General features: G+C 42.1%; 21 protein-coding genes and 1 other annotated feature. All 21 genes read right to left on the bottom strand.

Annotated features, from left to right (window positions below):
* Nucleotides 1-7: 7 nt before the first annotated feature.
* Nucleotides 8-628 (bottom strand): 50S ribosomal protein L3, encoded by a 621-nt coding sequence (gene rplC / locus K7887_RS00715; RefSeq protein WP_047972345.1) that lies wholly within the window; start codon nt 626-628, stop codon nt 8-10.
* Between the two features lie 36 nt (nt 629-664).
* A complete protein-coding gene (rpsJ, locus tag K7887_RS00710) occupies nt 665-973 on the bottom strand; it encodes a 30S ribosomal protein S10 (protein WP_010191483.1) in 309 nt (102 codons plus the stop codon).
* 632 nt (nt 974-1,605) lie between these two features.
* Nucleotides 1,606-2,796, bottom strand: coding sequence for an elongation factor Tu (gene tuf / locus K7887_RS00705; RefSeq protein WP_223491774.1), 1,191 nt, complete (start codon nt 2,794-2,796; stop codon nt 1,606-1,608).
* Nucleotides 2,797-2,907: 111 nt separating this feature from the next.
* A complete protein-coding gene (fusA, locus tag K7887_RS00700; RefSeq protein ID WP_010191481.1) occupies nt 2,908-4,986 on the bottom strand; it encodes an elongation factor G in 2,079 nt (692 codons plus the stop codon).
* Nucleotides 4,987-5,075: 89 nt separating this feature from the next.
* Entirely contained in the window at nt 5,076-5,546 is a 471-nt protein-coding gene (gene rpsG / locus K7887_RS00695; RefSeq protein WP_010191480.1) for a 30S ribosomal protein S7, read from the bottom strand.
* A 49-nt stretch (nt 5,547-5,595) separates the two neighbouring features.
* Nucleotides 5,596-6,018: a 30S ribosomal protein S12 gene (gene rpsL / locus K7887_RS00690; RefSeq protein ID WP_010191479.1), complete on the bottom strand. Its 423-nt coding sequence runs from the start codon at nt 6,016-6,018 to the stop codon at nt 5,596-5,598.
* A gap of 102 nt (nt 6,019-6,120) precedes the next feature.
* A complete protein-coding gene (locus K7887_RS00685; protein ID WP_010191478.1) occupies nt 6,121-6,369 on the bottom strand; it encodes a 50S ribosomal protein L7ae-like protein in 249 nt (82 codons plus the stop codon).
* A 127-nt stretch (nt 6,370-6,496) separates the two neighbouring features.
* Complete coding sequence (gene rpoC, locus K7887_RS00680; protein WP_223491773.1) at nt 6,497-10,093, bottom strand: DNA-directed RNA polymerase subunit beta'; 3,597 nt, start codon at nt 10,091-10,093, stop codon at nt 6,497-6,499.
* Nucleotides 10,094-10,159: 66 nt separating this feature from the next.
* Nucleotides 10,160-13,717 carry a DNA-directed RNA polymerase subunit beta gene (gene rpoB, locus K7887_RS00675; RefSeq protein WP_223491772.1) on the bottom strand — a complete coding sequence of 1,186 codons (3,558 nt, stop codon included), beginning with the start codon at nt 13,715-13,717 and terminating at the stop codon, nt 10,160-10,162.
* Nucleotides 13,718-14,005: 288 nt separating this feature from the next.
* On the bottom strand, nt 14,006-14,608 hold the full coding sequence (locus K7887_RS00670) for a class I SAM-dependent methyltransferase (protein ID WP_148967033.1): 603 nt from the start codon (nt 14,606-14,608) through the stop codon (nt 14,006-14,008).
* A 168-nt stretch (nt 14,609-14,776) separates the two neighbouring features.
* Nucleotides 14,777-15,136 carry a 50S ribosomal protein L7/L12 gene (gene rplL / locus K7887_RS00665; protein ID WP_223491771.1) on the bottom strand — a complete coding sequence of 120 codons (360 nt, stop codon included), beginning with the start codon at nt 15,134-15,136 and terminating at the stop codon, nt 14,777-14,779.
* Between the two features lie 65 nt (nt 15,137-15,201).
* Complete coding sequence (rplJ, locus tag K7887_RS00660) at nt 15,202-15,702, bottom strand: 50S ribosomal protein L10 (protein WP_169289716.1); 501 nt, start codon at nt 15,700-15,702, stop codon at nt 15,202-15,204.
* Between the two features lie 40 nt (nt 15,703-15,742).
* Nucleotides 15,743-15,888, bottom strand: a sequence feature (ribosomal protein L10 leader region).
* A 48-nt stretch (nt 15,889-15,936) separates the two neighbouring features.
* Complete coding sequence (gene rplA / locus K7887_RS00655; protein WP_010191468.1) at nt 15,937-16,641, bottom strand: 50S ribosomal protein L1; 705 nt, start codon at nt 16,639-16,641, stop codon at nt 15,937-15,939.
* A gap of 116 nt (nt 16,642-16,757) precedes the next feature.
* Nucleotides 16,758-17,183: a 50S ribosomal protein L11 gene (rplK, locus tag K7887_RS00650; RefSeq protein WP_148990097.1), complete on the bottom strand. Its 426-nt coding sequence runs from the start codon at nt 17,181-17,183 to the stop codon at nt 16,758-16,760.
* Nucleotides 17,184-17,355: 172 nt separating this feature from the next.
* A complete protein-coding gene (gene nusG, locus K7887_RS00645; protein ID WP_010191466.1) occupies nt 17,356-17,889 on the bottom strand; it encodes a transcription termination/antitermination protein NusG in 534 nt (177 codons plus the stop codon).
* A 205-nt stretch (nt 17,890-18,094) separates the two neighbouring features.
* Nucleotides 18,095-18,277, bottom strand: coding sequence for a preprotein translocase subunit SecE (gene secE / locus K7887_RS00640; RefSeq protein ID WP_010191465.1), 183 nt, complete (start codon nt 18,275-18,277; stop codon nt 18,095-18,097).
* Between the two features lie 29 nt (nt 18,278-18,306).
* Nucleotides 18,307-18,456, bottom strand: a complete 150-nt coding sequence (rpmG, locus tag K7887_RS00635; protein ID WP_010191464.1) for a 50S ribosomal protein L33 — start codon at nt 18,454-18,456, stop codon at nt 18,307-18,309.
* A gap of 112 nt (nt 18,457-18,568) precedes the next feature.
* Nucleotides 18,569-19,219 carry an RNA polymerase sporulation sigma factor SigH gene (gene sigH, locus K7887_RS00630; protein ID WP_010191463.1) on the bottom strand — a complete coding sequence of 217 codons (651 nt, stop codon included), beginning with the start codon at nt 19,217-19,219 and terminating at the stop codon, nt 18,569-18,571.
* 68 nt (nt 19,220-19,287) lie between these two features.
* Nucleotides 19,288-19,797: an NYN domain-containing protein gene (locus tag K7887_RS00625; protein ID WP_010191462.1), complete on the bottom strand. Its 510-nt coding sequence runs from the start codon at nt 19,795-19,797 to the stop codon at nt 19,288-19,290.
* A 6-nt stretch (nt 19,798-19,803) separates the two neighbouring features.
* Nucleotides 19,804-20,547, bottom strand: coding sequence for a 23S rRNA (guanosine(2251)-2'-O)-methyltransferase RlmB (gene rlmB / locus K7887_RS00620; protein ID WP_223491770.1), 744 nt, complete (start codon nt 20,545-20,547; stop codon nt 19,804-19,806).
* Between the two features lie 2 nt (nt 20,548-20,549).
* Nucleotides 20,550-20,960, bottom strand: coding sequence for a Mini-ribonuclease 3 (locus K7887_RS00615; protein WP_223491769.1), 411 nt, complete (start codon nt 20,958-20,960; stop codon nt 20,550-20,552).
* Nucleotides 20,961-20,964 lie beyond the last annotated feature (4 nt).

Below are 20,964 nucleotides of genomic sequence, written 5' to 3'. Positions count from 1 at the left end.
TAAACAATTAGTTTGCTTTTATAGCACTTTTAATTGTGATTAAAGATTTTTTTGGACCAGGTACGTTACCTTTAACAAGTAATAGGTTACGTTCTGCGTCTACTTTCACGATCTCAAGGTTCTGGATAGTAATGCGCTCTCCACCCATACGTCCAGGTAATAGTTTACCTTTGAATACACGGTTTGGAGCAACAGGTCCCATAGAACCAGGACGACGGTGATAACGGGAACCGTGAGTCATTGGGCCACGAGATTGGTTATGGCGTTTAATTGAGCCTTGGAAACCTTTACCCTTTGAAATTCCTGTTACATCTACTACATCGCCTTCTGCGAAAATATCAACTTTGACTTCTTGACCAACTTCTAAGTTAGCTCCACTGATTTCTCGAATGAAGCGCTTAGGTGCTGTGTTCGCTTTAGCAACGTGTCCTTTTAAAGGCTTGTTCGCTAATTTATCGCGTTTGTCAGCAAAACCAATCTGAACCGCTTCATATCCGTCTGTTTCAACAGTTTTAACTTGAAGTACTACGTTTGGTGTAGCTTCAATTACTGTTACAGGGATAAGATCGCCGTTTTCAGCAAAAACTTGAGTCATACCAACTTTTCTTCCTAAGATTCCTTTGGTCATCAGTCACACCTCCTAGATTATTTAAGTATTTATTGATTAAAGCTTGATTTCGATATCTACACCAGATGGTAGGTCTAAACGCATTAAGCTGTCAACCGTTTGTGGTGTTGGATTAATGATGTCGATTAAGCGCTTATGAGTGCGCATTTCGAATTGCTCACGAGAATCTTTATATTTGTGTACCGCACGTAAGATTGTGTATACAGATCTTTCCGTTGGTAACGGAATAGGACCAGAAACAGTTGCACCTGAACGTTTTGCAGTTTCAACGATCTTCTCAGAAGATTGATCTAGAATTCTGTGATCATAAGCTTTTAAACGAATGCGAATCTTTTCTTTTGCCATTATTTTTCCCTCCTTTTTTCGCCTATATTATTGATAGACATTCTCCGTGAAAATTAACCTGTCACACTCGCCATGGCAAAGCGGCCGGGTGTGCCAGCAACCTTTCACATCATCGCAGTCAAAGACCAACATTACCTATTATACATGGTGTTAATAGACAATGCAACTATATTTCAAAAATATCTCTGAGCACTTTTCATATTATAACGAGAAGTGAGGTTTATTGCAACCGGTGGGCAGGGAATTTATTCGTTTCAGTTTTTTCCAGTAGGATTTGGTGGATATTTATATAGAAGAAAGACGTTTTATGATGGTGGAGGTTGCTTGGATTTAAGTGTTTTTGGGGGGACTCTCTTGTGTGGATTGCCTGCTGAATTTTCCTCAATACAGTTATGATGACAATCTCATGCAGCTTTCTCTCTCGGAATTGTCTTCATTGACCCTATGATGACAATCTCAGCCTGCTTTCTTTCTCGGAATTGTCTTCATCCACCTTATGATGACAATCTCGGCCCGCTTTATCTCTCAGAATTGTCTTCATCGTCCTTATGATATCAATCTCGGAAACAAAAAAACCGGCACCCCTCAATCGGGATGCCGGTTTCTATAGAAGATCTATTCAGATCTAAAGATTACTCTTGGATAGTCGCTACTACGCCAGCGCCTACAGTACGTCCACCTTCACGAATAGAGAACTTAGTTCCTTCTTCGATAGCGATTGGAGAGATAAGTTCAACAGTCATCTCAACGTTGTCGCCAGGCATAACCATTTCGATGCCTTCAGGTAGGTTACAAATACCAGTTACGTCAGTTGTACGGAAGTAGAACTGAGGACGGTAGTTTGTGAAGAATGGAGTGTGACGTCCACCCTCTTCTTTAGATAATACGTAAACTTCAGCTTTGAACTTTGTGTGTGGAGTGATTGTACCAGGCTTAGCTAATACTTGTCCACGTTGGATGTCGTCACGAGCAACCCCACGAAGAAGTGCACCGATGTTGTCTCCAGCTTCAGCATAGTCAAGAAGCTTACGGAACATTTCTACTCCAGTTACAGTAGTAGATTTAGGCTCTTCAGTTAAACCGATGATTTCGATAGTGTCACCAACTTTAACTTGTCCACGCTCAACACGTCCAGTAGCAACTGTTCCACGACCAGTGATAGAGAATACGTCCTCAACTGGCATCATGAATGGCTTTTCAGTGTCACGAGTTGGTGTTGGGATGTAGTCATCAACTGCAGCCATAAGCTCAACGATTCTTTCTTCCCACTCAGCGTCTCCTTCAAGAGCTTTAAGAGCAGAACCTTTGATTACAGGAACATCGTCTCCAGGGAAATCGTACTCAGAAAGAAGATCACGAACTTCCATTTCAACTAGTTCTAATAATTCTTCGTCGTCTACCATGTCGCATTTGTTTAAGAATACTACTAGGTAAGGTACACCTACTTGACGAGAAAGAAGGATGTGCTCACGAGTTTGTGGCATTGGGCCGTCAGCAGCAGATACTACTAGGATTCCGCCGTCCATTTGAGCAGCACCAGTGATCATGTTTTTAACATAGTCAGCATGTCCTGGGCAGTCAACGTGTGCATAGTGACGAGTTTCAGTTTCGTACTCAACGTGAGCTGTAGAAATTGTGATTCCACGCTCTCTTTCTTCTGGAGCAGCATCGATCATGTCGTATGCCATTGCAGCACCTTTACCGCTCTTTTTAGCAAGAACAGTTGTGATTGCAGCTGTTAAAGTTGTTTTACCGTGGTCAACGTGACCGATTGTACCGATATTAGCATGAGTCTTGGATCTATCGAATTTCTCTTTACCCATTGTTATATCCTCCTTGGAATTTCATTAGATTTTATTTTATATGTTATTAACAAGTGATTTCCACTTATTAACCTACATACTATTTATAAAACAAGATTAGGTGAAAATCAATTATTCACCTTTATTTTTTTTGATGATTTCTTCAGAAATCGATTTTGGTACTTCTTCATAGTGATCGAAATGCATTGTGAACACTCCGCGTCCTTGTGTGTTAGAACGTAGGGATGTTGCATAACCAAACATTTCAGAAAGTGGAACCATAGCGCGAACAACTTGAGCGTTACCGCGAGCTTCCATACCTTCTACACGACCACGACGGGAAGTGATACCACCCATGATGTCTCCCATGTATTCTTCAGGTGTCACTACTTCAACTTTCATGACAGGCTCAAGGATTACAGGATTACATTTGGACACTGCATTTTTAAGAGCTAAAGATGCAGCTACTTTAAACGCCATCTCAGAGGAGTCAACGTCATGGTAAGAACCATCAACCAATGCAGCTTTAACATCAATTAATTGGTAACCAGCAAGTACACCGTTCTTCATGGAATCTTCCAGACCAGCTTGAACAGCAGGTACGTATTCACGAGGTACTACTCCACCTACGATTTTGTTTTCAAATTCGAAGCCTTTTCCTTCTTCGTTTGGTTCGAATTCGATCCAAACGTGTCCGAATTGACCACGTCCACCAGATTGACGAGCAAATTTACCTTCAACCTTAGCAGATCCGCGGAACGTTTCACGGTAAGCAACCTGAGGTGCACCAACGTTTGCTTCTACTTTGAATTCACGCTTCATACGGTCAACTAGGATATCAAGGTGAAGCTCACCCATACCTGCGATGATTGTTTGACCAGTTTCCTGATCTGTATGTGCACGGAAAGTAGGATCTTCTTCTTGCAATTTTTGAAGAGCAGTTGTCATTTTATCTTGGTCGGCCTTAGATTTAGGCTCAACAGATAATTGGATAACCGGCTCTGGGAATTCCATGGACTCCAAGATAACTTGGTTTTTGTCGTCACATAGAGTGTCACCAGTAGTTGTGTCTTTAAGACCAACTGCAGCAGCGATATCTCCAGAATATACAACAGGAATCTCTTCACGGCTGTTTGCGTGCATTTGCAGGATACGTCCTACACGCTCACGCTTACCTTTTGTAGAGTTGATAACGTAAGAACCGGAGTTTAATGTACCAGAGTACACACGGAAGAACGTTAATTTCCCTACATAAGGGTCTGTCATAACTTTAAACGCTAGAGCAGCAAACGGGTTGTCGTCTCCAGGTTCACGAGTTACTTCTTCTTCAGTGTCAGGAATCGTACCTTTGATTGAAGGTACATCTGTTGGCGCTGGAAGATAATCGATAACAGCGTCAAGCATTAACTGAACACCTTTGTTTTTGAAAGCAGAGCCACAGATTACTGGGTAGAAGTTAACATCACAAGTACCTTTACGGATAGTAGCTTTCAACTCTTCAGTAGTTAGCTCTTCTCCTTCTAGGTATTTCATCATTAATTCTTCATCTAATTCTGCTACTGCTTCAACTAAGCGTTGACGATATTCGTCAGCTTGGTCTTTGTACTCAGCTGGAATTTCTTTCGCTTCAGAACGAGTACCTAGGTCGTCCTCGTAGAAGTAAGCTTGCATTTCTACTAGGTCGATGATACCTTCAAACTCATCTTCACTTCCGATAGGAAGTTGAATTGGATGAGCATTAGCTTGAAGGCGGTCATGGATAGTTCCTACAGAGTATAAGAAGTCTGCACCGATCTTGTCCATTTTGTTAACGAACACGATACGTGGAACACCATAAGTTGTAGCTTGGCGCCAAACTGTTTCAGTTTGAGGCTCAACTCCAGACTGTGCATCAAGAACTGCTACCGCACCATCAAGTACACGTAGGGAACGTTCAACTTCAACAGTGAAGTCTACGTGACCAGGTGTATCGATAATGTTTACGCGGTGGCCTTTCCATTGAGCTGTTGTCGCAGCAGATGTGATCGTGATTCCACGCTCTTGCTCCTGCTCCATCCAGTCCATTTGAGAAGCACCTTCGTGAGTTTCACCAATTTTGTGAATACGTCCTGTGTAGAACAAAACACGCTCAGTTGTCGTTGTTTTACCAGCATCGATGTGAGCCATGATACCGATATTACGTGTTTTATCTAAGGAGAACTCTCTTGCCATAGTGTATTTCTCCTTCCTAAGTAACTAGATTTAATTTATACCTAAAGCTGTTAAGTACTTGTCTTAACAGCTCCAGATAGTATGTGATCTTACCAGCGGTAGTGAGCAAACGCTTTGTTTGCTTCTGCCATTTTGTGCATATCTTCACGCTTCTTAACTGAAGCTCCAGTGTTGTTAGCAGCATCAAGGATTTCGTTAGCTAAACGCTCTTCCATCGTTTTCTCTCCACGAAGACGAGAGTAGTTAACTAAATAGCGAAGTCCAAGAGTTGTACGACGATCTGGGCGCACCTCTACAGGTACTTGGTAGTTTGCTCCACCTACACGGCGTGCTCTAACTTCAAGAACAGGCATGATGTTTTTCATAGCTTGTTCGAACACTTCCATAGGTTCTTGTCCGGAACGCTCACCAACTAGTTTGAATGCGTTATAGATGATAGCTTGAGATTTTCCTCTCTTACCATCGATCATTAATTTATTTACAAGACGAGTTACTAATTTAGAGTTGTATAACGGATCTGGTAATACGTCTCTTTTTGCAACAGGGCCTTTACGTGGCATATTATTTTCCTCCTTTCGGGTAACTTAATGTTAAGCAGTTTGAAGTTTATTACTTCTTAGGTGCTTTTGGTCTCTTAGTACCATATTTAGAACGACCTTGCATACGGTTGTTAACTCCCGCAGTATCAAGTGCTCCACGAACGATGTGGTAACGTACCCCTGGTAAATCTTTTACACGACCGCCGCGAATTAAAACTACGCTGTGCTCTTGTAGGTTGTGACCGATACCTGGGATATAAGCAGTTACCTCAATTTGGTTAGTTAAACGAACACGAGCATATTTACGTAATGCGGAGTTCGGTTTCTTTGGAGTCATTGTACCAACACGAGTACATACACCACGTTTTTGAGGTGAAGACACATCAGTTTGAGCCTTCTTGAAACTGTTATAACCTTTGTTCAAAGCTGGAGATTTTGACTTTACAACTTTACTTGTACGTCCTTTACGGACTAACTGGTTAATAGTAGGCATTAATATTTCCTCCTTCCTAATGTTTTAAGACCACATATCCAGGTGGTTCATTTTTAGGTAAAAAACAAAGTCTTTGCGAATCTGCACTCACAAAAACAGTTTTTAATGAATGATCGCAACAGCGGAGGCACCCACTTCAATCCCGCAAGCTTTTCCGAGTTTTTTCATCGAATCTACTTTTAAGACTGGTATGTTGTGCTCATTGGCAGTTTGGACAACTTTCTGTGTAACAATCACATCAGCATCTTCTGCAATGACAACCTCTTTTACTGTTCCGGATTTCAGCGCCTTCACCGTTTGTTTTGTACCAACAATGAAGGTGTTTGCCTGCATCACTTTTTCATAAGACATTAACATATCCTCCAAAGCAACAGGTTATATAAGCACCTTTGCTATATTACCATCTCTATTTTTGAATGTCAACACTTTATCGAATAACATTGAAAAGATTGTCGGGGGATACCCGACAATCTTTCTTTTATTCTACCGTTACAGGCTCTTCTTTGCCGACTTCTTTCGTTAGATCGAATTTGCGGTAGCGGTTCATACCTGTACCAGCTGGAACTAGTTTACCGATGATAACATTCTCTTTAAGACCTAGTAACTCGTCGCGTTTTCCTTTAATCGCAGCGTCTGTCAGGACTCTTGTCGTTTCCTGGAAGGAAGCTGCAGATAGGAAGGAATCCGTTTCAAGAGAAGCTTTCGTGATACCTAGTAATACCGGACGTCCGGTTGCAGGTGTTCTGCCTTCAAGAAGTACACGTTCGTTTGCATCAGTGAATTGGTGAACATCAAGCAGTGTTCCTGGTAGTACATCTGTATCACCAGCATCAATAACACGTACTTTACGTAGCATCTGGCGAACCATAACCTCTACGTGCTTGTCACCGATTTCTACCCCTTGCATACGGTATACTTTTTGAACTTCAAGCAATAGATACTCCTGTACAGATACCATATCTTTCACTTTCAGTAGTTCTTTCGGATCGATGGAACCTTCTGTTAGTTCCTGGCCACGTAATACTTCTGAATTTACGCCGACTTTAAGGCGGCCAGTATATGGTACTGTGTAGTTTCTCGTTTCCACTTCACCTTGGACAGTGATTTCTTGCTGACGGTCGCGACCTTCGTTGATGGATGTAACAACACCATCAATTTCAGAGATGACCGCTTGACCTTTAGGATTACGCGCTTCGAAGATCTCTTGGATACGCGGTAAACCTTGTGTGATATCGTCTCCTGCAACCCCACCTGTATGGAATGTACGCATCGTCAACTGAGTTCCCGGCTCACCGATAGATTGGGCAGCGATAATACCTACTGCTTCTCCCACTTCTACTTCTAAGCCAGTCGCAAGGTTGCGGCCGTAACATTTTTTACATACACCGTGACGAGTGTCACATGTAAATACAGAGCGGATCCAAACATCTTCCACGCCTGCTTCTACAATGGTTGTAGCAAGGTCTTCAGTGATTAAATCGTTACCCGCAACAAGAACTTCCCCGGTTTCAGGATGCTTCACAGCTTTTCTTGCATAACGGCCGACTAAACGCTCTTCTAATTTTTCTACTACTTCCGTACCGTCCTTCAGAGAGGATATGTGCAGACCGCGGTCTGTTCCACAATCAATCTCACGAACGATAACATCCTGCGCCACGTCTACAAGACGACGAGTCAAGTAACCAGAATCGGCAGTTTTCAGTGCTGTATCGGCAAGACCTTTACGCGCACCGTGAGTAGAGATAAAGTATTCCAATACCGTAAGACCTTCACGGAAACTGGATTTGATCGGTAATTCAATGATACGTCCAGATGGATTGGCCATTAGTCCACGCATACCAGCTAACTGTGTAAAGTTAGATGCGTTACCACGGGCACCGGAATCACTCATCATGAAGATGTGGTTCAAGCGTGGTAAGGACTCCATTAGCAATCCTTGGATCTTATCCTTCGCAGCACTCCAGATGGAGATAACGCGGTCATAACGTTCTTCCTCTGTGATTAAACCACGGCGGAACTGCTTAAGAACTGTATCAACTTTTGTTTGTGCTTCCACCAAGATTTCATCTTTCTCTTTAAGAACTACGATATCTGCTACACCAACTGTGATACCAGCTTTAGTAGAGTAACGGAATCCAAGGTTCTTCATGCGGTCAAGCATTTCGGATGTTTGCGTAATCTTGAAGCGTTTGAACACTTCCGCAATGATGTTACCAAGGATTTTCTTCTTAAATGGATCGATTAATTCTTGTGCTTGTATCGCTTCTTTTACATTCGCACCTTTTTCCACAAAGTACTTCTCAGGAGTATTTACTTCTAAGTTGAACTTTGTCGGTTCGTTAATGTAAGGGAATGACGGCGGCAGGATTTCGTTGAAGATCAACTTTCCTACTGTCGTAATTAGAAGCTGTTGTTTTTGCTCTTCGGTGAATGTTTCGTTATTTAAGGAACCTGCATATACCGCTACACGAGTGTGCAGATGTACATAGCCGTTTGAATAAGCGATAAGCGCTTCATTCGTATCCTTGAATACCATTCCTTCACCTACAGCGTTTTCTCGCTCTAGTGTTAAGTAGTAGTTACCAAGTACCATATCCTGGGAAGGTGTTACTACTGGCTTTCCATCCTTAGGGTTCAGGATGTTCTGTGCAGCAAGCATCAAGATGCGTGCTTCAGCTTGTGCTTCAGCAGAAAGAGGTACGTGAACAGCCATTTGGTCTCCGTCAAAGTCCGCGTTGTATGCAGTACATACAAGTGGATGAAGGCGGATAGCACGGCCTTCTACAAGTGTAGGTTCAAATGCTTGAATACCTAGTCTGTGTAGAGTTGGTGCGCGGTTTAGTAATACTGGATGTTCCCTGATAACGGATTCCAATACGTCCCAAACCTCTGGTTGTACGCGTTCGATCTTACGCTTCGCACTCTTAATGTTATGTGCAAGCCCGCGTTCTACAAGTTCTTTCATTACGAAAGGCTTGAATAGCTCAAGGGCCATTTCTTTCGGTAATCCACATTGGTACATTTTCAGGTTAGGTCCTACTACGATAACGGAACGACCAGAGTAGTCAACACGTTTTCCTAGTAAGTTCTGACGGAAACGACCTTGCTTCCCTTTCAACATATGAGAAAGAGATTTCAATGGACGGTTACCAGGTCCTGTTACCGGACGGCCACGGCGACCATTGTCGATAAGTGCGTCAACAGCTTCTTGTAACATACGTTTTTCGTTCTGTACGATGATGCTTGGAGCACCAAGGTCAAGAAGACGTTTTAAACGGTTGTTACGGTTGATTACACGGCGATACAAGTCATTCAAGTCGGAAGTCGCAAAACGACCACCATCCAATTGAACCATTGGACGTAATTCAGGAGGGATAACCGGTAGCACATCAAGGATCATCCAAGATGGTTCATTGCCGGATCCTCTGAAGGATTCCAATACTTCCAGACGCTTAATTGCTCTTGTACGGCGTTGACCTTGAGCAGTTTTAAGCTCTTCTTTTAGCGTATCAACTTCTTTTTCCAAGTCGATATCAAAAAGAAGTTTCTTGATTGCTTCTGCACCCATGGCTGCTTGGAATGTTTGACCATACTTTTCACGGTATGCACGGAATTCCTTTTCAGAAAGCAGTTGCTTCTTCTCCAAAGGAGTGTCGCCTGTTTCTGTTACCACGTAAGATGCAAAGTAAATTACTTCCTCTAGCGCACGTGGGGACATGTCAAGAACAAGACCCATGCGGCTTGGGATTCCTTTGAAGTACCAGATGTGGGATACAGGAGCAGCAAGCTCGATGTGACCCATGCGTTCACGACGTACTTTCGCTCTTGTTACTTCTACACCACAGCGGTCACAGACAACGCCTTTATAACGGACGCGCTTGTATTTACCACAGTGACATTCCCAGTCCTTTGTAGGACCGAAAATTCTTTCGCAGAATAACCCATCTTTTTCTGGCTTTAATGTACGATAGTTAATTGTCTCAGGCTTCTTGACTTCCCCGAAAGACCAGGATCTGATCTTGTCGGGTGAAGCAAGGCCTATTTTCATATATTCAAAATTATTAACATCTAGCAAGGGGCCTACCTCCCTTATAATCTACAGGTTCTACCCAAATGCTTATCTTTAAAGTACTGTTGGCCATCAGTCTTTAGCGACAGTTTCTTTTACTTCTTCTACTTGATTTGAATCAAGGGAAATACCTTCGGAAGCTTGTTCTTCATCTTCCTCTAGATCTCTCATTTCTATCTCTTCTTCATCGCCTGATAGGATTTTTACGTCCATACCTAAACTTTGAAGTTCTTTGATCAATACTTTGAAGGATTCAGGTACACCTGGTTCAGGTACATTTTCACCTTTAACGATCGCCTCGTACGTTTTCACACGTCCTACTACGTCATCAGATTTAACTGTAAGGATTTCTTGTAGTGTATAAGCGGCACCATAAGCCTCAAGTGCCCAAACCTCCATCTCACCGAAACGTTGTCCACCAAATTGAGCTTTACCGCCCAGTGGTTGTTGCGTAACAAGTGAGTATGGCCCAGTGGAACGTGCGTGAAGCTTATCATCAACCATGTGCGCAAGTTTGATCATATACATGATCCCTACAGATACACGGCTGTCGAACGGCTCACCTGTTCTTCCGTCATACAATACTGTTTTTGCATCTCTTGCCATGCCAGCCTCTTCAAGCGTGCTCCAAACGTCTTCTTCACGCGCGCCATCAAATACGGCGGAAGCAACGTGGATACCCAATGTTCTTGCTGCCATTCCCAGGTGAAGCTCCAATACCTGCCCGATGTTCATACGAGAAGGTACCCCTAGTGGGTTTAACATGATGTCAATTGGTGTTCCATCTGGCAAGTAAGGCATATCTTCTTCCGGTAAGATACGAGAGATTACCCCTTTGTTACCATGTCGTCCGGCCATTTTGTCACCTTCAGAAATTTTACGCTTCTGAACGATGTATGCACGAACCAATTGGTTAACACCTGGTGGCAATTCGTCACCATCTTCACGGTTGAACACTTTTACATCAAGTACGATACCGCCACCACCATGTGGAACTCTTAGTGATGTATCACGTACTTCTCTTGCTTTCTCACCGAAGATTGCGTGTAATAGACGCTCTTCTGCAGTAAGTTCCGTAACCCCTTTAGGTGTTACTTTTCCTACTAGCAGGTCTCCGTCTTTTACTTCCGCACCTACTCGGATGATTCCGCGATCGTCAAGGTTTTTAAGTGCCTCTTCCCCAACGTTCGGGATATCACGTGTGATTTCTTCTGGTCCAAGTTTTGTGTCACGTGCTTCTGACTCATATTCTTCAATATGAATGGAAGTGTACACATCATCTTTTACCAGACGCTCACTCATGATGATAGCATCCTCATAGTTATAACCGTCCCATGTCATGAAACCGACCATTACGTTACGGCCAAGTGCCAATTCACCTTTTTCCATGGATGGACCGTCTGCAAGGATTTCTCCTTTTGTTACAACGTCACCAACAGAAACGATTGGACGTTGGTTATAGCAAGTTCCTTGGTTAGAACGAATGAATTTAAGCATTCTGTACTTATCAAGGTTGCCTTTTACCTGTTGTCCGTCTACTTCTTCCATACGACGCACCCAAACTTCGCGGGCTTCTACACGTTCTACAACACCAGGGTGTTTACAGATTACGGCAGCTCCGGAGTCTTTAGCAGAAACGTGCTCCATCCCAGTACCAACAATCGGGGATTCCGGTTGCAATAAAGGTACAGCTTGACGTTGCATGTTTGCTCCCATTAGGGCACGGTTGGAGTCATCGTTTTCCAAGAAAGGAATACAAGCTGTCGCAGCAGATACAACCTGCTTAGGAGAAACGTCCATGTAGTCGATTCTCTCACTTACAACAACCGTGTTCTCGCCGCGGAAACGGGAAACAACATTCTCATCAAGGAAAGTTCCATCTTCACCAAGGCGTGCGTTCGCTTGGGCTACTACATAGTTATCTTCTTCATCTGCAGTCAAGTAATCAATTTGGTTTGTCACACGGCCCGTTTCAGGGTCAACTCTTCTGTAAGGAGTTTCGATGAAACCAAATTTATTCACTTTCGCAAAAGAAGAAAGGGAGTTAATCAAACCGATGTTTGGTCCCTCAGGAGTCTCGATCGGACACATACGGCCATAGTGAGAGTAGTGAACGTCACGTACTTCAAAGCCGGCACGCTCACGCGTCAAACCACCAGGTCCAAGCGCAGACAATCTACGTTTATGTGTTAATTCAGCTAATGGATTCGTTTGATCCATGAACTGAGATAACTGAGAGCTTCCGAAGAACTCTTTAATAGATGCAATAACAGGTCTGATATTGATCAATTGTTGAGGAGTGATTGTGTTAGTGTCCTGGATGGACATTCTTTCACGAACCACACGCTCCATTCTGGATAGACCGATACGGAACTGGTTTTGAAGAAGTTCTCCAACAGAACGTAAACGACGGTTACCAAGGTGATCGATATCATCTGTATCGCCTACACCGTGTAGAAGGTCAAAGAAGTAACTGATAGAAGCAATGATGTCCGCCGGAGCGATATGCTTTACTTTTTCTTCTATAAAACCGTTGCCTAAAACGACGATTTCTTTTTCACCTTCTGCATCATTCGGTGCATATATCTTAATAGATTGCATTGGCACTTCATCTTCCACTACCCCGCCATGCGGATGGAAAGAAGTCAGGCCGATGCCGTCTTCAATGTTAGGTAGAATGCGGTCTAAAGTTCTACGATCTAACAGTGTACCTTTTTCTACAATGATTTCCCCAGTTTCAGGGTCTACAAGTGTTTCAGCGATACGTTGATTGAAAAGTCTGTTCTTGATATGAAGCTTTTTATTAATCTTGTATCTTCCAACACTTGCTAAATCATAGCGTTTAGGATCGAAAAATCTAGACTCTAATAAACTTTTCGCGTTTTCAACCGTTGGTGGTTCACCAGGGCGTAGACGCTCATATATTTCTAGTAATGCCTTTTCTGTGCTTTCTGTGTTATCCTTATCTAAAGTATTGCGAAGGTACTCGTTTTCGCCAAGAAGATCAATGATTTCCTGGTCGGAACCGAATCCAAGAGCACGCAAAAGAACCGTTACTGGTAGTTTACGAGTACGATCTATACGAACATATACAACATCTTTAGCGTCAGTCTCGTATTCTAACCATGCACCACGGTTTGGAATAACAGTAGCCGAAAAGCCTTTTTTACCATTTTTATCTACTTTTCCGCTGTAATACACACTTGGAGAACGCACTAACTGAGATACAATAACACGTTCTGCACCATTAATAACGAACGTACCAGTATCCGTCATCAACGGGAAATCACCCATAAATACATCCTGGTCTTTTACTTCACCAGTTTCTTTGTTAATGAGACGAACCTTCACACGTAAAGGAGCTGAGTATGTAACATCTCTTTCCTTTGATTCTTCAACAGAATATTTAGGTTCCCCTAAGCTATAATCGATGAATTCTAAAGATAGATTTCCTGTGAAGTCTTCAATTGGGGAAATGTCATGAAACATTTCTCTTAATCCTTCATCAAGGAACCATTGATAAGAAGATGTTTGAATCTCTATTAGATTTGGTAAATCTAATACTTCACTAATGCGAGCATAACTTCTGCGTTGGCGGTGTCGTCCGTATTGAACTAGTTGACCTGTCAACTGATTCACCCCTCGTATCAAGCGTTATTAATAGTAGTTTAAAAAATATAAACCACTCAAAGCCAAACATAAAAAAACATTCAACATGGAAACAATACTGAAAAATGAATCCAAGTTAAAAATAAAAAATGGTTTCAATACAGAAAACCACGTTTTTACAATCGCTCTATTGATTTTACTATCTTTTCCAAGCATACTAATTTTATACATGCAAAATACATAAAAATATTAGCGCTCAGAAAAATACATATTGGCATTAAACAATGCTACCATAACAAAAAAACCAAGTCAACCCTTTTTTGATTTGATGATGGAGTAGCCTTTTTTCTTTGTCACAACTTCCACTTCCTCAAACAATGATTCCAATTTCTCCATTGCAGAAGGAGCTCCCTGTTTCTTTTGGATCACAATCCACAGTTCACCTTTTGGCGCCAAATGCGTCCATGCCTTTTCTAAAATTTCATGAACAACTTTTTTGCCAGCGCGTATCGGCGGATTAGAAAGTATTGCCGCATAATCGGTGGAAGTGACATTTTCATAGATATCACTGGTGAAAACAGTGATATTCTCCACTTTGTTAATAGAACCGTTTTCTTTGGCAAGCTCAACAGCTCTTTCATTGACATCAATCATGTCCACGTGACGATGTGGATAAAATTTAGCAAGAGACAATCCAATCGGACCATATCCACAGCCAACATCCAGAATGCGACCTTCCACTTCCGGTTCTTCAAAAGCCTCTATCAGCACTCTTGATCCAAAGTCCACTTCTTTTTTTGAAAAAACACCGCTATCCGTTATGAAAGAAAAGTTGTTACCTTTTAAATCAAATTTCCATTGTTGACGGTTGCTTTCCACAGATGGCTTGTTTGTATAATAATGATTCGTCATATTTAGTCTCCTTATCTGAAAAGCTAACACTAGCTTTTCAACAAATCAACTTCATATATTAGCACCCTTGAAAAAGACAGTAACCAAACGATCCTTACATCAAGTTGTGGCACCGTTTAAAAAAAGCCCGCTAACACGTAGCGAGCTTTCCTTTTTAAGAGCCTGTAATTACTTAACTTCTACAGAAGCTCCAACTTCTTCAAGTTTAGCTTTGATTTCTTCAGCTTCTTCTTTAGCAATACCTTCTTTAAGAGCTTTAGGAGCGTTGTCTACAACTTCTTTAGCTTCTTTAAGACCAAGGCCAGTGATTTCACGTACTACTTTGATAACCTTGATTTTTTGTCCGCCAGCGTTAGCTAGGATTACGTCGAATTCAGTTTGCTCAGCAGCAGCTTCAGTAGCTACACCAGCAGCAGCTACAGGAGCAGCAGCAGTTACACCAAATTCTTCTTCGATTGCTTTTACTAGGTCGTTTAATTCTAAAACAGTCATATTTTTAACCGCTTCAATGATTTGTTCGTGTGTCATTGTTAATTTCCTCCTTAGATATTATAAGTTTTTTTGTTTTTCTTACTTAACTTGCTAGATTGAAATTAAGCGCCTTGCTCTTCTTTTTGATCTGCAACTGCTTTCGTAACAAGAGCCAAGTTGCGGATTGGAGCTTGAAGGACGCTAAGCAACATGGAAAGAAGACCTTCGCGGGATGGAAGTTCAGCAAGAGCTTTCACTTCTTCAACCGTTGCAACATTTCCTTCGATTACACCAGCTTTGATTTCTAATGCTTCGTGTTTTTTCGCGAAGTCATTAAGGATCTTAGCAGGAGCTACTACATCTTCAGTAGAGAATGCGATAGCGTTAGGTCCTGTTAATGCGTCATTAAGTCCGTTGATGTCTGCTGCTTCAGCCGCACGGCGAGTTAAAGAGTTTTTGTAAACCTTGAACTCAACACCTGCTTCACGAAGTTGTTTACGAAGTTCTGTTACTTCCGAAACGTTAAGTCCACGGTAGTCAACTACGATAGTAGATACAGAACCTTTAAACTTGTCAGCGATTTCTCCAACAGCTTGTTTTTTTACTTCAACTGCTTTGCTCATCGTTACACCTCCTAAAAAGTTGGTTACCACTTATACCGACCGGTGTACATAAAGAATGCCTCCACGCAGGTGGAGGCAGAAGTTTTATCGTTAAAAGCACAAGGCTTTAAATCGTAAAAATTCACACCTCGGTAGGAAATTAAGCCTTGCGGCACCTACTGTCTACGGTACAAACAATATCATTTTATAAACACAACGATTATTATAACCGTCTAGTTATCTTGTGTCAATATGTTAGTTTTTGGTAGCTACGAAAGTAGAAGTGTCAACTTTTACTCCAGGGCCCATTGTAGAAGTAACGGCAACGTTCTTCATGAATGTACCTTTTGCAGCAGCCGGTTTAGCTTTTAGTAAAGTCTCATAGATAGTTGTGAAGTTTTCAACAAGCTTCGCATCTTCGAAAGAGATTTTACCTACTGGTACGTGGATGTTTCCGGATTTATCAAGGCGGTATTCAACTTTACCAGCTTTGATCTCGTTAACAGCTTTCGTTACATCAAATGTAACTGTACCAGTTTTAGGGTTTGGCATTAGGCCTTTAGGTCCTAATACGCGTCCTAGTTTACCAACTTCACCCATCATGTCTGGTGTAGCAACGATTACGTCGAAATCGAACCAACCTTGGTTGATTTTCGCGATCATGTCAGCATCCCCAACATAGTCAGCTCCAGCAGCTTCTGCTTCTTTCGCTTTTTCGCCTTTAGCGAAAACTAGGACTTTTTGAGTTTTACCAGTTCCATGAGGAAGCACTACTGCTCCACGGATCTGTTGGTCATTTTTACGAGGGTCAACTCCAAGACGGAATGCAACTTCCACAGTAGCGTCGAACTTCGCAGTGTTTGTTTTCTTTACTAACTCGATAGCTTCGTTAACAGAGTAAGCCGTTTGACGGTCTACAAGTTTCGCAGCTTCGATGTACTTTTTACCTCTTTTAGCCATTTTAAACGTCCTCCTTATGTGGTTTTAGCGGAATAACCTCCCACGAATAAAGGTTGCGGATTGGCCGTAAACCAAAATCCGCAACCCTGAACAGCAGTTAAATCAAAAGCAATGGATTAGTCTTCGATGACGATACCCATGCTACGAGCAGTACCTTCAACCATGCGCATTGCAGCTTCTACGCTTGCAGCGTTTAGATCTGGCATTTTCGTCTCCGCAATTTCGCGTACTTTATCACGCTTAACTGTTGCAACTTTATTACGGTTTGGTTCACCAGAACCAGACTCAATACCAGCTGCTTTTTTAAGTAAAACTGCAGCAGGTGGAGTTTTCGTAATAAATGTAAATGAACGGTCTTCAAAAACCGTGATTTCAACAGGGATAATCAATCCAGCTTGATCTGCTGTACGAGCGTTAAACTCTTTACAGAAACCCATGATGTTAACACCTGCTTGACCTAGTGCTGGTCCAACTGGTGGTGCTGGGTTAGCTTTCGCTGCCGGAATTTGTAGCTTTACCATTTTAATTACTTTTTTAGCCACGAGACACACCTCCTTAAGTCCGTGATGTGGTATCTGGGATTTCTCCCTCCCACTCAACTCATTCTTTATATATTTAATAAAGAATATTTTTTTATTAATAGCCTCTATTTCAGAGACATACTGACCTTTGAAATAATATCATTTTTACGAAACTATTTCAAGTTTTTTTACATTATAATTTTTCAATCTGCGTAAAGTCAAGCTCCACAGGGGTTTCACGGCCGAACATATTTACAAGAACTTTCACTTTATGCTTGTCTTTGTCCATCTCTACGATGTGTCCAGTGAAGTTTGCAAAAGGTCCTTCTGTTACTTTTACGGATTCTTTCAGATCGAAGTCTACTTCTACTTGCTTCTCCATCATGCCCATTCTCTTCAGGATAAATGCAATTTCATCATCCAATAGAGGGGTTGGTTTGGAGCCGGAGCCGCTTGATCCTACGAAACCTGTTACTCCAGGTGTGTTACGCACAACGTACCAGGAGTCGTCTGTCATGACGATTTCTACTAGGACGTATCCTGGGAATACTTTTTTCTTTGTTACTTTCTTTTTGCCGTTTTTGATGTCTGTTTCTTCTTCTTCAGGAACTACGACACGGAAGATCTTGTCTTGCATCCCCATTGATTCTACTCGTTTTTCTAAGTTCGCTTTTACTTTATTCTCGTATCCGGAATAAGTATGAACAACGTACCAGTTTTTCTCCATTGTTTAGGACTTGTGTCCGTCCCTCCCTTTTTGTAACTTTATAATCAGTAAAACTATTAAAACACCGTGGTGTTTTTTCCCAAATGAAAAAACCCGTTGAACGGGCTTTTTGTCAGAAAGTATTATTTACATTATACCATGATATAACATTACTTATTCAAGAGCAAAAGGAATAAGGAAAAAATTATTGTCTGCTCTTAAGTTATTAGTTAATCAAAGCACGGATTAACTCGGAAATACCTAAGTCAATAACCCAGAAAAACACTGCTACAAACAATACTGTTGTTACTACTGTAATTGTATAGCGAGTAAGTTCCTGGCGTTTTGGCCAGCTTACTTTTTTCATTTCGCGAGCTACATCACGAAAAAAATTAGTCAAACGTCCCATCCATGTAACCTCCAACCCCAGATAGTGATCTATTTTGTCTCCCGATGAACGGTGTGAGCATTACAAACCTTACAAAACTTCTTTATCTCTAATCGCTCTGCACTCTGTGACTTTCCTTTAACTGTTGAATAGTTACGGGAAGAACACGTCGCGCAAGCAAGTGCTACCTTACTTTGCATGTGTTACACCACCAAAACATAGATGTCCCTAAAAATGTAACATAGGCGTAATAATTAGTCAATGTGATTTGAAGGCGCAACCATCTTACCTAAACATAAGAGAATGAACTGCTTATAAGGTAATCTCCCTCAGCTCCAAGTATCTTTCTAACTTGCGTTTTACCCTTTGCAATGCGTTATCGATGGATTTCACATGCCGGTTTAAATCTTCTGAAATTTCTTGATAGGAACGTCCGTCCAGGTAAAGAGCAAGAACCTTTCTCTCAAGGTCGCTAAGCAACTCCCCCATCTTAACCTCTATATCATCAAATTCCTCTTGATTTATAATTAATTCTTCAGGGTCCATTACCTTTGCCCCTGAAATGACATCCATTAATGTACGATCTGATTCCTCATCATAGATAGGCTTGTCCAAGGAAACGTACGAATTCAATGGAATATGCTTCTGTCTAGTGGCAGTTTTAATCGCAGTAATGATCTGTCTTGTGATACAAAGTTCGGCAAATGCCTTGAAAGAAGTCAACTTGTCCTCTTTAAAGTCACGGATTGCCTTGTATAGACCTATCATCCCTTCTTGCACGATATCTTCGCGATCTGCACCAATTAGAAAATAGGATCTAGCCTTCGCGCGAACGAAGTTTTTATACTTGTTGATTAAATAATCCAGCGCTTCACTATCACCTAAATGCACAAGTTCTACCATCTGTTCGTCTTCCATAAGCTCTAATATCCTGTTAGCATTTCTTGGATCGCTCACAATCACACCTATCCCTCCGACTGAATCAGTAGATAGAAATATTATACAGTAGTCATAAATTGACCGTCAACCACTCATCGCTGTCCTCGGCGCCATTTTTCGAAAATTGCTGAAATTTCATTGTCGAGTTCAATGCGTTTTGACGGCTTTTCGTTGGTAAATTTTGTTACGCGTTTTTTTATTCTTGCTTCAATAGCGTCTGACTCGTTCAGAAGTTCACGGGCTGATTTCCGCAATGCACCTTGACCGAAAATGGCCCATTGTTCTGTAAAGTCAGAAGTGGCCACATGGATTTGTGTGCGAATGTCACTTAAGCTGATGGCAAGTTTCTCGATTCGTTCATCGGCTGTTTCGTTTTCACGAGTATAGATGACTTCCACGCGATGATTTTTGTACTTTGTCTCTATTCCCTGTGACATATGCGCGTCAAAGACAATAATCACCTTGTAACCTGTATACGCCTGGTACTCTGCCATTCTAGAAATAAGGATATCACGGGCCATTGCCAGATCCTGATCTTTCAGGACCCTCAGCTCCGGCCACGCACCGATAATGTTATATCCATCTACCAGTAGAATATCCATTCTCCTTTACTCTCCTGCCGACAATCTTTTGCGGAAAACCTCATACATTAATAGACTTGCTGCTACAGATGCATTTAGTGACGTAACTTTTCCCACCATCGGTAAAGAGACAAGGAAATCACATTTTTCTTTTAAAAGTCTGGCCATTCCTTTTCCTTCACTGCCGATAATAAGCCCGAGCGGCAAGGAGCCATCCATTTTCGTATAATCAACGGTTCCTTTTGCGTCTGTTCCGAAGATCCAAAGTCCTCGCTCTTTCAGCTCGTCCACCGTTCTGGCAAGATTGGTCACTCGCACGACCGGGATATGCTCAATGGCACCTGTGGAGGATTTTGCTACCGTTGCAGTCAAGCCTACCGCTCTGCGCTTAGGAATGATGATGCCATGTGCCCCTACTGCATCTGCTGTACGCATGATCGAACCTAAGTTATGCGGATCTTCTATTTCATCTAAAATGAGAAAGAATGGATCTTCGTTTCGCTGTTCTGCAGCTTTATACAGATCATCAAGCTCTGCATAGTCATAGGCAGCGACAGAAGCGACGACTCCTTGATGATTTCCTTCGACCATCTGGTCAATCTTTTTGCGGGGCACGAATTGTACGAGGACATTCGCTTCCTTCGCCATAGCGATTACCTGTTGGATAGAGCCTTTTTGACCACCTTCTGCTATCCATAACTTGTTAATTTCTCTATTTGATTTAAGCGCCTCTAGCACCGGGTTTCTTCCCATAATGAATTCTTTTGTCATCTCTATTCACCTCTCTTGCTGTCTACCAGTTCTATGCAGGTAAACACGATTTCTTCCATGCGGTCTATGTCTTCACTTAAATAATGATAGCCGATCAGCGCTTCAAATGCGGTAGAGTAACGGTATGTCTGCACATCCGTATTTTTCGGTACCGAACCGGACTTCGCATTTCGTCCCCGTCTGATGACACCTTGTTCTTCTTCGGAAAAAAATTCACGATCCATCAGCTGATGAAGCAGATGTGCCTGCGATTTCGCAGACACATAGTTTGTTGCGGCCCGATGCAACTGATTTGGACGAATCTTCCCGGATTTTAAAAGGTGGTGGCGGATGTATCCTTCATACACCGCGTCCCCCATATAGGCAAGCGCCAGACTGTTTAATTGCTTTGCATCTACTTGTGTATTGCTCATTGCA

Origin of the sequence: Sutcliffiella horikoshii (assembly GCF_019931755.1) — a bacterium.
Taxonomy (GTDB): Bacteria; Bacillota; Bacilli; order Bacillales; family Bacillaceae_I; genus Sutcliffiella_A; species Sutcliffiella_A horikoshii_E.
This window is presented reverse-complemented; position numbering and strand designations above follow the sequence as displayed.